The 14,103-nt window shown below is 30.5% G+C and carries 10 protein-coding genes; 3 read left to right on the plus strand and 7 right to left on the minus strand.

Annotated elements, in window-relative coordinates:
• Nucleotides 1-145: 145 nt before the first annotated feature.
• Together G0Q09_RS13610 and G0Q09_RS13615 are read right to left on the minus strand one after the other, a co-directional pair.
• Complete coding sequence (locus tag G0Q09_RS13610; RefSeq protein ID WP_219035276.1) at nucleotides 146-1,048, minus strand: WYL domain-containing protein; 903 nt, start codon at nucleotides 1,046-1,048, stop codon at nucleotides 146-148.
• Between the two features lie 10 nt (nucleotides 1,049-1,058).
• Complete coding sequence (locus G0Q09_RS13615) at nucleotides 1,059-1,544, minus strand: DUF1493 family protein (RefSeq protein WP_115000620.1); 486 nt, start codon at nucleotides 1,542-1,544, stop codon at nucleotides 1,059-1,061.
• A gap of 477 nt (nucleotides 1,545-2,021) precedes the next feature.
• Here G0Q09_RS13615 and G0Q09_RS13620 point away from each other — a divergent pair, with 477 nt between their 5' ends.
• The 3 genes from G0Q09_RS13620 (at nucleotide 2,022) to G0Q09_RS13630 (ending at nucleotide 4,328) form a co-directional block, all read left to right on the plus strand.
• Complete coding sequence (locus G0Q09_RS13620) at nucleotides 2,022-2,861, plus strand: aldo/keto reductase (protein WP_219035277.1); 840 nt, start codon at nucleotides 2,022-2,024, stop codon at nucleotides 2,859-2,861.
• A 121-nt stretch (nucleotides 2,862-2,982) separates the two neighbouring features.
• Nucleotides 2,983-4,077: a hypothetical protein gene (locus G0Q09_RS13625; protein ID WP_219035278.1), complete on the plus strand. Its 1,095-nt coding sequence runs from the start codon at nucleotides 2,983-2,985 to the stop codon at nucleotides 4,075-4,077.
• Nucleotides 4,065-4,328, plus strand: a complete 264-nt coding sequence (locus G0Q09_RS13630; RefSeq protein WP_219035279.1) for a hypothetical protein — start codon at nucleotides 4,065-4,067, stop codon at nucleotides 4,326-4,328. The genes G0Q09_RS13625 and G0Q09_RS13630 overlap by 13 nt, the downstream gene beginning before the upstream one ends.
• A 31-nt stretch (nucleotides 4,329-4,359) precedes the next feature.
• Here the strand turns inward: G0Q09_RS13630 and G0Q09_RS13635 are convergent, their stop codons facing one another.
• From G0Q09_RS13635 to G0Q09_RS13655, 5 genes are all read right to left on the minus strand, one after another.
• Nucleotides 4,360-5,121, minus strand: a complete 762-nt coding sequence (locus G0Q09_RS13635) for a LytR/AlgR family response regulator transcription factor (protein WP_219035280.1) — start codon at nucleotides 5,119-5,121, stop codon at nucleotides 4,360-4,362.
• Nucleotides 5,122-5,177: 56 nt separating this feature from the next.
• The gene (locus tag G0Q09_RS13640; protein WP_219035281.1) at nucleotides 5,178-6,497 is read right to left on the minus strand and encodes a RagB/SusD family nutrient uptake outer membrane protein; all 1,320 of its coding nucleotides are present in this window, start codon (nucleotides 6,495-6,497) and stop codon (nucleotides 5,178-5,180) included.
• 12 nt (nucleotides 6,498-6,509) lie between these two features.
• Complete coding sequence (locus tag G0Q09_RS13645; RefSeq protein ID WP_219035282.1) at nucleotides 6,510-9,851, minus strand: SusC/RagA family TonB-linked outer membrane protein; 3,342 nt, start codon at nucleotides 9,849-9,851, stop codon at nucleotides 6,510-6,512.
• 9 nt (nucleotides 9,852-9,860) lie between these two features.
• Complete coding sequence (locus G0Q09_RS13650) at nucleotides 9,861-12,440, minus strand: zinc-dependent metalloprotease (protein WP_038335737.1); 2,580 nt, start codon at nucleotides 12,438-12,440, stop codon at nucleotides 9,861-9,863.
• A 79-nt stretch (nucleotides 12,441-12,519) separates the two neighbouring features.
• A complete protein-coding gene (locus tag G0Q09_RS13655) occupies nucleotides 12,520-13,872 on the minus strand; it encodes a histidine kinase (RefSeq protein ID WP_257468273.1) in 1,353 nt (450 codons plus the stop codon).
• Nucleotides 13,873-14,103 lie beyond the last annotated feature (231 nt).

Consider the following 14,103-nt stretch of genomic DNA (forward strand, 5'->3'; position numbering starts at 1 on the left):
CAGTAAGAAACTGGGGAGTTATTATTGATCAATTTTTAATCCTATATCAAGAAAGGGTTAGACTCTAAAAAGTAGAACCTAACCCAAGCTTAATTTTTGAACTTACACACTTTAAGAGACAGTCCTATGAAAAGATTAAATAATTCTATTGATTTCTCAAAAGAGCATCTTTCAATATTTTAGCAACTTCTAAACGTAAACCAACTGGCTTAATTACTTTTAAACTCCATGCTCGTGACATAATCTCCATGATAAAATCGAGCGTGGTTTTTAATTTTAAAGTTACACGAACACCATTTTCTATAGTTTCAATAACCTGAGAATGATGAATAGGAAAACTATTGATATAATTTCCATCTCGTTGATCAAACTCCAATACAATCTCCTCTACTTCTTTATCTTCGGCATCAAACATTGCAAATAAAGAGTCATATTTAGCCCTAATTTCATCAATAGAATATTTTGGAGAGAAATTGATTCCAAAATAAGTAACAGCAGAAATTCGGTCAAAACCAAAAGCTCGTAAACCTTTATTCGACTGATGATCATTTCCAATAATATACCAGCGTTCTTTGCTTTCTTTTATTGCTAAAGGCTCAATAATACGAACTTCTGTCTCATTTGTATCATATTTTGAGTAACTAAACTGAATAACATGTTTATTATTGATATGAGAAACAACATCGTTAATTTGATTTAATCCCAATGGTTTTCTATCCGAAATCAAAAAAATACCGGGTAAAGCATTCGCTTGAGTTAAAATAGAAAACATCTCATAATAATCTAAAGAAGATTCAAGCAAACCAACTTGATCTGAATTATCAATATAATATTTATTTTCTTTATCACATTTTAAATCAATCCCTAACTCTTCACGTATTTTCTTCTTATCTCGATTAAACAGCTGTACATTATAAATTTCATCAGGAAACTGATTTTGTATATGAGATATAATATCATTTTTAAGAGGTAATATTTCCTTAACATTGCATTCGTTAATGTATTGCACCAATCGAATTATACGGATTATAGGTATTGTTTTTCTCACAATCTTTACACTAAGAATCTTGTAAAACAAATTTTACATTACTTCTTAACGTATATTTTTTATTGAGATAAGAAGTTAACAAATCTCCAAAACTCATATCAAGAGTTTCTCTTTGATTAGTTGAAAATAATTTCACAATCTTAATCAAATATTTATTTAAGTTAATCAAATCAAAAGTAAATTCTTTTATTAACCAAAACAGAAAATATAACGGAAGAAAAACCATATTGAAGAATACTTGGAATACATTCACTAATTCTCCTTCTGACAAAAAATGTTTTGAATAATCAAATTTAGAAAAATCAATATCATATTTTTCTATAAACTCTATCAAAAGTGATTCATTATCTAATCCTGATAAAAATAAATCTTTCTCAATCTGAACATTAACATTTCCAACCTTTTTATAAGATTTTTTTTCTAGAAAATTTTTGATTTCTATATACGATTGTCTTAAAGTTGCGAAATCTATATGTAAAATCTGTTTTTCTTCCATAATCCCCTACATCAACAACACATTATCTTCTAATTCTTGCTTCGAAATTTGAAAATGTTTATCAAATTCTTGCTCAAAAGATTCTAAATCCATTGTAATTTACCAATCACCAAATTCATTTTCGAATAAATCTGTTAGATGTTCTTTTAAATCATCTAATTTTTGTTGAATAAATTCATTTTGTTGAATTTCTTTCTCTTCTTTTTTATCTAATACAACTTGTTGATTAATTTTCTAAGAATCAAAGCATTGATAAATTCTTCATGCGTATTCATAAAATCCTCAATCGTACCTGTAAATTGTGTCATTTTTCTAACTTTTTACCTAACATTTTTCGAGAATAATTATAGAACTATTTTATTAACAAACAATTAAATTTAAGATTTCTATAAATGAGTTTTAACATAAGAATTAACGTCTACTAATTATTGAAATTGGTTGTTTTAAGATAAATTTGAATACATAAATATTGAAAAAATGGAAAACTTTAAACTATCAAACGTAATCGAAATTCCTGCAATCGGATTTGGAACATGGTTATTAGAAGGTGAAAAAGTTACAGAACCTCTAAAAATCGCGCTAGTAAAAGGATATACACATATTGACACGGCAGCAATTTACAAAAATGAAAAAGAAATTGGAACAGTTTTGAAAGCTGAAAATGTAGATCGTAACAAATTATTTATAACGTCTAAATGTTGGAATACCGAGCGTGGATACGAAAAAGCAATGGCTGCATTTGAGCAAACTTTAGCTGATTTACAAACTGATTATTTGGATTTATATTTGATTCATTGGCCTGCAAATGAAACGCAATTTCCTGATACTTGGGCAGAATTGAATGCTGGAACTTGGCGAGCTTTTGAGGAAATTTACAAATCTGGAAAAGCAAAGGCGATTGGCGTGAGTAATTTCAATATCAATCATTTAGAAGCTTTATTTGAAACGGCTGAAATCAAACCAATGGTTAATCAAATTGAGATTCATCCAGGACATTCGCAACCAGAATTAGTCGATTTTTGTAGACAAAACGATTTGTTAGTTGAAGCATGGAGTCCACTAGGTTCGGGAAGAATTTTGGAGAACGAATTAATTGTTTCTTTGGCTGATAAATACAATGTTTCAGTTGGTCAGATTTGTATTAATTATTGTTTGGCGAAAGAAATTTTACCACTTCCTCGCTCCTCTTCAGAAAAAAATATTGAAGCGAATTTAACTTCAAATAATTTTAAATTAAGTGTAGAAGATGTAAAAGCGATAGATGAAATGCCAGCTGATGGTTTTTCTGGATTGAATCCTTCAATGGTTGAATTTTAACAAGTTAAACAAATTCACTAAAATAAATTTTAAAAACCTCTGTTTTGCAGAGGTTTTTTCGTTTTAAATCTTCAAAAAATCAATACTTTTACTTTTTAAATGATAAAAAAAATTATTCGATATGAGCCAAAATCCTGAAAATCCATTCAAAACTTATTTTGATCAAACCCTTGAAAGATGTGGTTTTGATGAAGATTTGAAAGCTGGTATTTTATTTTTTTTAGGTGAAAGTATTATTGCTGCGAACACCAATCAATTGATGAATATGTTTGCGGAAGAAGAAAAGATTCAACAAGAATTTCGTCGTTTGTTTACGTTGTATGCTACGCCAAATGCTGACATCAATCCGTTTGAAGCTTTGGATACAGAACCAATAAAGCAAATTATTTATACATACAACGAAATTTATGTCAATGTAATTAGAAATAAATCATTTGATTTTGATAAAGTTATCAATGATAATTTAAAGTCAGAGTTTAAGTTAGATTTTATTAAAGAATTTGAAAATAAACAATATAAATTAGTTACAAATCATAACTTAAATACTTCTTTTTTCAAACAGATTGGAGCGTATCTTAATCAGTTTGAATTGAGTTATGAGGATATTTATTTGGCTGGAATTAATTATTATCAAACGAATCAGAAAGTAGATTTTGAAGGAATAAATGTATTGAATTTAAATATTATTGATAGTTTTTCACCGTTGTACACAACATTGTTTCATTATCCATTATTGTACACGTATTATCCAGCGAATCTGAACGCAAATCATTTGTTTAGTTCGATTTTGCAGTTTCTTTATTTACATACCAACACGGATATTGCGAAACATATTCACGCTTTTCACAACCATATTTTCTATGAAAATAATCCAAGAAGAGTTCGTAAAGGTTGGGAATTCGAAGAATTGGAACGTGGCGTTTTGATTTCGCAAACTTTTCATAATGCATTAAATATTCGTAAGTCTCCTATTTTCGGAACTCGTCCTGATTTTTTAGCTTCGAATAATTATTTATTAAATGAATTGAAAGATCAAAATATTCCGTTAGAGAATTTTAAGGCCTTGATGACTAAAACAATTGAAGAATATTACGAGGCAGATATTGATGAAGTGGTTGCTGGAAAGCTAAATCATGCTGAATTTTTACAATTATTAGCGATTATTTTCTACGAAACTTCTGCTAATGCAATGATTATTAAATCATGGAAAAACTAACAATTAATCAAGAAAATAGAATCAAATTAGAAGAACATTTTGGCGAAATTTTGCCAAGATTGCCTTTTGAAATGGTTTCATTTTATGAATCGAGTAATTCGTGGGAAGGACAAATTGAATATAATTTGAATTTGAAAACGGGAGAATTGACGTACAATACCATCGAAAATGTAAAACATCAAATCGAAATTTCGCCTGAAATGATAAAACGCATCGAAAGTGAAATTATCTTGATGTTGGAAAATTTATAAACTAAAAAATCTCACAAATGTGAGATTTTTTTTATCTATTCATCCAATCCATCCAAGCATTAATCTGTGTTTTGCTGATAAAAATAGCTTGTTCAGCTTCTGATTTTGGTTGAAGATGGATTTCAATTTTTTGACTTGAATATCTTATTATTTCAGTAATTGCATCAATGTGAACAATAAATTTTCGATTGATTTTGAAGAAAATAGTTTCATCCAATTTATTTATAATATCCTTTATTGTATCATCATAAATATAGGTTTGTTCATCTTTCGTTTTTATAAAAAGATGTTTTCCCGAAGCAAAAAAATAAGCAATTTCGTGTTCTTCTACCGAACGTAATTTGTTACCATTCGTTACCAAAAAACGATGCATAATCTCGGACGGTGAATTTTCTAAAACAGCTATCGATTGTAATGTTGGTGAAATATCAAAACTAGTTCGAATAGTCTTGAATTTTTGCAATGCAATATGCAACTCCTCTACTTCAAAGGGTTTCAGAATATAATCTATCGTAAAATGCTTGAAAACTTTCATCGCATATTCATCATAAGCAGTGATAAAAATAATTGGCGTTAGAATCTCAACTTCCTGAAAAATCTCGAAACTTTTCCCATCACCCAAATGAATATCCATGAAGATTAAATCAACCGAATTATCTCTAAAAAACTCCGTTGCTTGCTTTGTTGAGCGCAAAATTGTAATTGCAGAAATAGCAACAATCGATTGCTCCTCTAACAGATTTTTTAGATAAGTAACCGCCAATAATTCGTCCTCTACAATTGCAATTTTCATGAATGCAAAAGTATAAAAAAACCGTCTAAATGATGAATAAAGACGGTCTAAAAATGTTATAAATGAGGATTATTGAGCTTAGCTGCTTGTGGAATTTCTATTGTATAACGAACATCATTTTCTTGTAAAATATACTCTTTACCTGAAATTTGATGTATAATTTGTTTTTGATTTGCTCGACGTAAATCGTACCAACGTTGTCCTTCTAACGCAAATTCTCTAAAACGTTCATCTAAAATAAACTTCATCAATTCAGTAGAATTCATCGCAGAAATTTCTGTTTGTAATTTTGCAAAACCAGTTGCTGTATAACGATTTTGTAAAACTGAAAATAAAGTTGCTTTTGCTTGATCTAACTTATTTAATTTCAAATATGATTCAGCTTTGATAAAATATAATTCAGCTACGCGGAAAGACGTTTTGAACTCTGAATTTCCACCTTTGATAACTTTATATTTTGATCCACTTTTCTCAAAATAAAGCGGAAAACGTAGATCATTTTCTGTATCATAACTACTTAACAATTCTGGTGAAGCATATGACATATACTGAATTGCAGGATTCAATGTATTGTCTAAAGCTAAAATAGATTCGGCAGATGTATAATGATTTGGAACTTGTTTTGTTGTGTTCAGATTCACTAAATCACCTTTGATTTTTAATGTAGAATCAGAAAAATCAATTGCTTTTTGCCATTCATTTTTATACAAAGCGATTCTTGCTTCTAAAGCATTTAAAGCTGCATTTGAGAATCTATAATTTAATCCAGCTAACTGCGAATCCATTTTCATCAATTTAGTAGCTTCTTCTAAATCAGACTCAATATGATTATAAACTTCTTGAACAGATGATGGCTTAAGCGTTGCTTCTAAATCTACTTTTAAATTTAGAGGAACTCCTTTGTCTGTACTTGCTGTTGCTGAATTATATGGTTTTCCGTATAAATTCACCAAATCAAAATACGCATACGCACGTAACGCATAAGCTTCTGCTAATAATTGATCTTTTTCAGCAGAATTTTCCATTGTTTTTGGCCCTTCGTTGATGATTTGATTGGCATAAAAAATCACCGTATAAAAACTAACCCAAGGAAATTGAATTGATATTTGATCTGGATTTGTATCCTTCCATTGTGCAATTTCTCGGTACGAAATAAAGTCATTTGAATATTCATTCAATGTAACCTCATCGGTGCGTAAAGCTGTCAAAGACTTGTGTGTTGGATATTTTGAATAAGCATTCGTTAAAACCATACGGTAATCTTCTACCGTTTTTGGAATCACTTTTCCATCTGGTTCAATATCCAAATAATTGTCACAACTAACTACTGTAAAGCTAACAGCAACTATGCTTAATAATAAAAATATTTTTTTCATTTGATTTAAAATTTAGAAAGAAACATTAAGGCCTACTGTTACAGATTTAGCAATTGGTTGTGCATAAATATTTCCGTAAGTTTCTGGATCAAAATAACCTTTGTATCCATTACTAAATACAAATAAATTACGTCCTTCTAAGCTAAAACGAGCGCTTTTGAAACCGACAACCTCAGCATATTTATTTGGTAAAGTATAACCTACACGAATACTACTGATTCGCATATAACTAATTTCTTTCGCCCAAATGTCTAATAAATTGTACGCGTTTGCATTGTTTCCTGCAAACCATTTGTTCGCCATCCAACTATCGTTATCTCCTTTAATTGGACTTGTAATTCCTGGAAGTGTAGAACCTGCCTCGAAAATATCTTGCGTATAATTACGACCTGGATCCAATTCCATTCCACGATAAGAAGGTGTTTTCATCACCGTTTGTTTTAAATTGAATGCTGCAGAAATCGTTAAATCAAAATTGTGAATTTTGAAATTATTGATAATACCTCCTGTAAATTTAGGATCGCGATCTCCGATATAAGTAAATAATTTACGTTTTTCTTCGCTTGTTAATTTAGAATCCACAATTTCTCCTGGTAAAAAATCTTCATATAAGTCATATAAAGCAAAGAATTCTTTTGCAGAAACTTTTTCATCTCCTTTCCAAAACATTGGATTTCCGTGTTCATCAAATCCAGCTGTTTTTAAAGCAAAAATTGCATTTACAGGTAAACCTTCTCGAGATGGAATTAAACTATTTTCACGTTGTTGCTCTTTAAGAACTTTACTTTTGTTGTGCGCAAAATTAATTGTTGTCGACCATTTAAAGTTTTTCTTATCAATGTTGCGTGTTGTTAAAGCAATCTCAAAACCTTTGTTTGTCAATTCTCCCCAATTCACCATTGTATATTCAAAACCTGTTTCTAATGGTGTTTCGCGCATACTAATCATATCTGTTCCTTTACGATTATACACATCAACAGCAAGGTTGATACGATTTTTGAAAAGACCTAAATCTAACCCAACATTTGTATTCGTTGTTTTTTCCCAACGTAACAAATCATTCGGTAAATTAATCGCATTGATAATATCTTCTTTATTACCTGGTAAAATTGTTGCATCATTATATTCACCAATAAAGAAAGGTGAAGTATTACGATCAATATTTCCTTGTAAACCATAAGAAGCACGTAAACGAAGATTCGAAATAAAATCGATGTTCTCCATAAACGATTCTTTTGAAACTAACCAAGAAGCAGAAACTGCCCAAATTGGTAAGTATTTATATTTTTTATTAACTCCGAATAAATTTGTTCCATCATAACGAACACTACCAAAAACTGTATATTTTCTGTCTAATGTATACGAAGCTGTTGCAAATGTAGATACATAAGCATTTTCTTCCGTTGGCATCTCTCTGTACGTTTCGTAACGTTTATCTGCAGCAAAACTTGAATTTGGGAAAACGATTGGCGTTCCTGTTTTCGTCGTTTTATTGTAACCAAAAGCACGTGTTAAAGTCGTTTCATTTTGTGTATGACGAATTTCTGTCCCAGCCATCAAATCAATTTCGTGACGATTGTTAATCGTAGTACTATATGTTCCTTGTAACTTCCAGTTATATTGAAAAAATTCGTTATCCCAATTTTGTTTAACTCCTCCGTCAGGTAAGAAATACAAATATTGTCCAGATTTATAATAACGCGTTCCTTCTTTCATTTTACGCGTAAAATAAGTTTCTTGCTCAGCGTATTTTTCTGTTTTGTTACTATCGTACTGAATTCCGAATTGAGATGTTAGTTTTAAACCTTTTGCTAATTGATAATTAAGATCAATAATACCTTTTAACGAACGGTTTTTTAATGTATAATTTGTGTTTTCTCTTTCTTCGATAAAATTAAATGGAACAGAACGATCTTCAAATCCATCAATATCGTTGTCATAACGATAAGAACCATCTGCATTAAATGGAGATAGATATGGATTAGCATTTCGTGAATAATTAATCGGATTGATAGACGCATCTGCATCTGTTACAAAAGATTTTTTATCACTTGAAGTTGCAAAAATAGAAATCCCTACATCTAATTTATCATTAAGTTTATAATTGTTTTTTAAAGTAAGATTATAACGCTCAAAACCTGTTCCGATCGTAGTTCCTTGCTCATCATAATATCCTAATGAGAAGTAATAATCAGAACGATCATTTCCTCCAGAAATACTTAAACCATATTGTGTATTAATTGCATTACGATACAATAATTTTCCCCAATCGGTTGTGTTATTTCGTAAAGAATTAATTTGATTTTGCGTGATAAGATCTAAAGAATTAAAACCTCCATTTCGTAAAGCATTTAATTGACCATTCTTTTGCAAAATTCGCATTACTTCGCCTTTATCAGTACGATACGTTAAATCATCGCGACTAGCAAGCATTAATTCAAGATCAACTTTCTGAGAAGCATTTAGTAAATTTAAACGACCAAAATCTGGACGAGCTGTTACAAATGTATTCGCAGAAAAATTAACCGTCATAGCGCCTTTTTTACCGCGTTTTGTTGTAATCGAAATTACACCATTTGCAGCTCTTGCACCATAAATAGCTGTTGCAGCAGCATCTTTAAGGATTGTAATATCTTCGATATCGTTTGGATTTAATCCAGCGATAGAAAAGTTTTGCAATTGATCGATGTTATCTTTATCGTTAAAGTTTGGCACATCATTTCCTTCTAATGGTAAACCATCAATCACCCATAACGGATCTTGTGGACCAGAAAGAGAAGCCGTACCACGAATTCTAATTTTACTTGGTGAACCAGGCGAACCAGTTTCTGTAGAAACAGCTACACCAGCAATTTGTCCGCTTAACAATTGATCAACACTAGCAACACCAGCTTGTTGAATATCATCCATTTTTACAGTTGATACTGCCGATGTTAGTTTCCGTTTTTCAATTTTTTGATAACCTGTAACAACAACTTCTTTTAAATCATTATTTTCTGGAAGAACTTCACCTAAAGTTGATTTTAAGCTTACATGATATGTTGATAAATCTGTAGAAAGTTCAACTAATTTAGAATCGTAACCTAAATAACTAATTAATACAGATTTTGTACCTGCAGGTACTTCTAATGAAAAGAAACCATCTTCATCTGTAACAGTACCAACCGTTACACTTTCTATAATTCCTTTTTGATCTGTTTTTGTCGAAATTGATTGAGCTTCAATTTTAACAGACGCACCAGCAATTCCAACCAACGATTTTTCGTCTTGAACCGAACCTGTAATCACTCTCTTTTCTTGAGAAAACGCAATACTTGCCGCAAAAAGTGGCAAAAGAATGAGTGTCTTTTTCATTTCTATATCTTACTTTAAAGCTTCTTTAATACGAATGATTAAATCGGCATAATGCGCTTTTGTAGACGCATCTCCATTATTCTTTTTCTTGTTTAACAAAGTCAACACACGTTGCAATTCTGCTCTTTTATAGGTTGTCACTTCCGACACCCTTTTCATAGAAGAATAGTTAATGTTACGCGCCATTTTTTCTTCGTCTAAATAATTACAGATAGTTGGTACTTGTAGGTTTTGGTCAATTGTAAGTCCTGCTACAGTTGTTTTTTCAAATAATTTGTTTGTTGAAACGATTAAGGCATCAACGTAATTTTTTTGAGTCATTTTTTCAAGAATAGTTAAGTTTGATTTTTTATCAAAAGCTGCACTTCTTACTTGATCAAATAAATTTTCAACTGTATAAATTTTTTCATTAGATTTTAATTCTTGGTGTTTCAATTCATTTTCTAACATGCGCAATAAGCGATCGTCAGTAAATAAATTATAAATCAATCCATATTGCATTTCTCTCGCTAATGTATACGGCGTTTGCTCGTAAGGTCCCATTGGCGAATTTTTGATTGCATACGTTTTATCTAAAATATCATTAAAGAATAACCATTTTGGTAATTGAATCACATTTTCGTTTAAATAATTAACTGCTTTACGTTGCATATCTGCAGGAACTGGTTCGTATGCTTTTTTATCAATTCCGAAATAAGTGTTGTTTAAATAAATCCCACCAACATTTGCTAAAACATGATTAGAATATAAATCCCACTGCCCTATTGTTTGGTAATAAAGTTTCCCTGTATTGATATAGCTTTTTCCATCTTCGTACGTCCATTTCAAAATATTTTCAGAAACACGTTTTAGATTTTTCATTCCATATTCACTTGCCAAAACAGCATCATCACCTAAATCTTCTGATTGAGAACGCGGATCAATTGTACTTAAATAACTTTGTTGCTCACCATAAAAATACATTGGATCATCTTCGTGCTTTTCAATCATTTTACGAAGCGATGCTTTTTCTGTTTCTTGATTTGGAAACCAACGATATCCCCATTCGATTGCATATTTATCATACAAACCGATTTTTGGTGTAATCGCTGTAACACCATCTTCTGGTTGTGCTACATAATTATATCGCGCATAATCCATAATAGACGGTGCAGTTCCACCCATTTTATCCGTAAATTCTTTCGAACGTAAAGATTCTACTGGATAAGAAAAAGAAGCGCCCATATTATGTTTCAGACCAAATGTATGTCCTACTTCATGAGAAGACACAAAACGAATTGCTTCTCCCATGTGTTCATCACTAAATTTATTTCCTCTTGCTTTTGGATCAATTGGACCTGTTTGAATACGCATCCAATCATGCAAAGAAGTCATTACATTGTGCCACCAAATAATATCAGCCTCTAAAATTTCTCCACTACGCGGATCTACAACAGAAGGTCCCATTGCATTTGACTTTGGTGAAGCTGCATACGTAATTACTGAGTAACGTACATCATCAATATCAAAATCTTTGTCATCAGCAGTTGGTTCTTTTGCTATAATCGCATTTTTGAAACCAGCTTGCTCAAAAGCAACTTGCCAATCGTGTACACCAGCAATAATTTTTTGGCGCCATTGTTTTGGTGTCGAAGGATCGATGTAATAAATAATTGGTTTCTTAGGTTCTACTAATTCACCTTTTAGATATTTTTCCTTATCCTCGTCTTTTGGTTCCAAACGCCATTTTGTAATAAAGCGTTGATCTTCCATTTTGTGTTGAGCATCATTAAAAAACCAATGTTTTTCTGTGAAATATCCCACACGATTATCTGCTAACCTAGGTTGCATAGGAGTTGTCGAAAGTAAAACAATATTACTTGTAACACCTAAGGTAACGGCCAAATCTACCCCTCCTTCATTTACACTTGTCGTTAACTGAGACTTAACCACAATGTTTTCTGGAAACGTTTTCACATTTTCCACATACGATAGATTTGCCTTTACCGAACCTCCTAAACCTATGTTCGTTAATACATCATTAAAACTTTTTTGATTTCCATCAAAAATTTTGTTCACTTTAATCGCAACAGCTGTCGAATCGTTATTTTGAGCTTCTATATCAAAAACCTCAATAATCGATTCTGAGAAATTATCCTTTACAGAAGCTGTGATTGCGTCATTTTTAGGCGAAGAAACTTGTGGAACAATTGTTTTTACCCACACTTTTTTAGCTACTTTATCATGATAAAAAGAAATCACTTTGTTTTCGTAATTCATTCCTTTGTTCAAGCCCGCTTCGTTAACTTCCATTGGAACTTGAGACAATTTATTCACAACCAAAAATTGGCGTCCAAATAAACTATCTGGAATTTCGAAATAGATATCAGTTTTTACTTGAATGGTATTAAACAAACCTTTCTTGTAGCTTCCTTTCTTGATTAATTCATCTATTTTTTTAACTTTCGTTACAGTAGAATCCTTTTTCTCTGTTTTATCTTTTTCAGCTTTTTTATCCTCTTTCTTTTGTCCATAAACAACAGCCGAAGACATTGCCAAACCAAGATATAGTGCTAATTTATAATTCTTTCTTTCCTTATTATGACTCATTCGAACATTAAATTATCATTAATTATGGCATAAACTTAAGCGCAGTTTTCTTATAATAATAGTTTTTTGGAGTGAGTGGTTAGTTTTTTGGAGTGAATGGATATTTTGGTTCGATATAAGGTAAAAAACAAATAAATTCTTCATTTTCTACTTTTGTTGAGAAATTATCAACTTGATAAAAATGATAGATTTTTTGTAAATAGTTTAAACCAAATTTCTCATTTTCTGTCGCTTTATTTTTTTTCTGAAAAGTATTTTTGACGATAATCAAATCAGATTTTACAACAATATTTATAGTCAAAGGTTGATCAATTGTAGCAATATTATGTTTTATTGCATTTTCTACAACAATCTGTAATGCCAAATATGGAATGTTTTTTTCTAAGCTTTTCGAATCTTCGATTTGTAAATCAAAAATCAATTCTTCCGAAAATCTACTTTTATGCAAATCCATGTATTGCGCAATAAAATCTAATTCCTTTTTTACAAGCACTATATTTTCCTTTGGCGGAACAATAAGATATCGGTAAATTTTAGAAAGATTCATCGTGAATTTCTGCGCATTCTCTTTATTCAAACCAATTAACATATAAAGAGAATTCAAGGAATTGAATAAAAAATGTGGATTAATTTGATTCTTTAATTGTTGTAATTGCGTTAGAGTATTCGCGTTTTTAATCTTTTCGTTTTCAATTAACAACCTATTTTTTTCTTCGATTACAAACGCTTTTTCCTTGTATGTTTTAGATGTTATTTTATTGAATAACAAAAAGATAATGATAATTAAAAAAACAGTTCCCAAGAAAATAAAACCTACATAAAATTTAGTTCGTTCTACATTTTCATCAATGATATAACTCAAATGATTCACGACAATATATCCATCAAAATTTTTGGTGTGTAAAGGTTTTATATAACGCTTAATATCCGTATCTTTTATAAATTCGGACGAAGCATCATTCAACGTATATAAATCTTGAGAAAAATTAGAATTAATTGTGCTCGTTATCGTATCGTTTGGCTGAATATCTGTAAAATCGAAAACATTTTTCCCAATAAATTTTTCATCAGGATGCGTAATACAAATTCCATCTTTATTGAAAACATACATATAATTGGACGAAGTTGCATCAACTGTCGTAAAAAAATTATACAAATCAAACAGATTAATCGTCGAACCGTAATACATATTTTGTCCATCAGACAACTTGATAGAATCGTAATTTACCCAATACAACGTGTCTTTATAATCCAATAAAAAATTATCAATCTGTTGATTTTTTGTAGCATATATCGATTGAAATTCTTTAATATTTGGTTGATTGATAGCTTTTGAAAGGATTGATTCATCTGGAAAATAATTTGTTTCTGGAGAATGAATAGAAAACCAATCATGGCGAATTAACTTTCGATTTGAATTTAATTCATTCAAAACCAAAAAATGATCTGCTACATTTTTTTCATTTGTCTTTTTAACAACTTTTTTTAAAACTTCTTGGTATTCTTCGATGTTTTTAAACTCAAATTCAACTGCTTCTGTAATCTTCCCCTTGTTAAGAACACTTAAAAGTAGAGTTTTTATTTAATATTATTGTATTATTATTTTGATTAATTTGAAATGTAGGAAAATCATTAGGATTTTTGACCTTACCATATTTCAATA

This window comes from Empedobacter falsenii (assembly GCF_019308355.1).
Lineage (GTDB): Bacteria > Bacteroidota > Bacteroidia > Flavobacteriales > Weeksellaceae > Empedobacter > Empedobacter falsenii_B.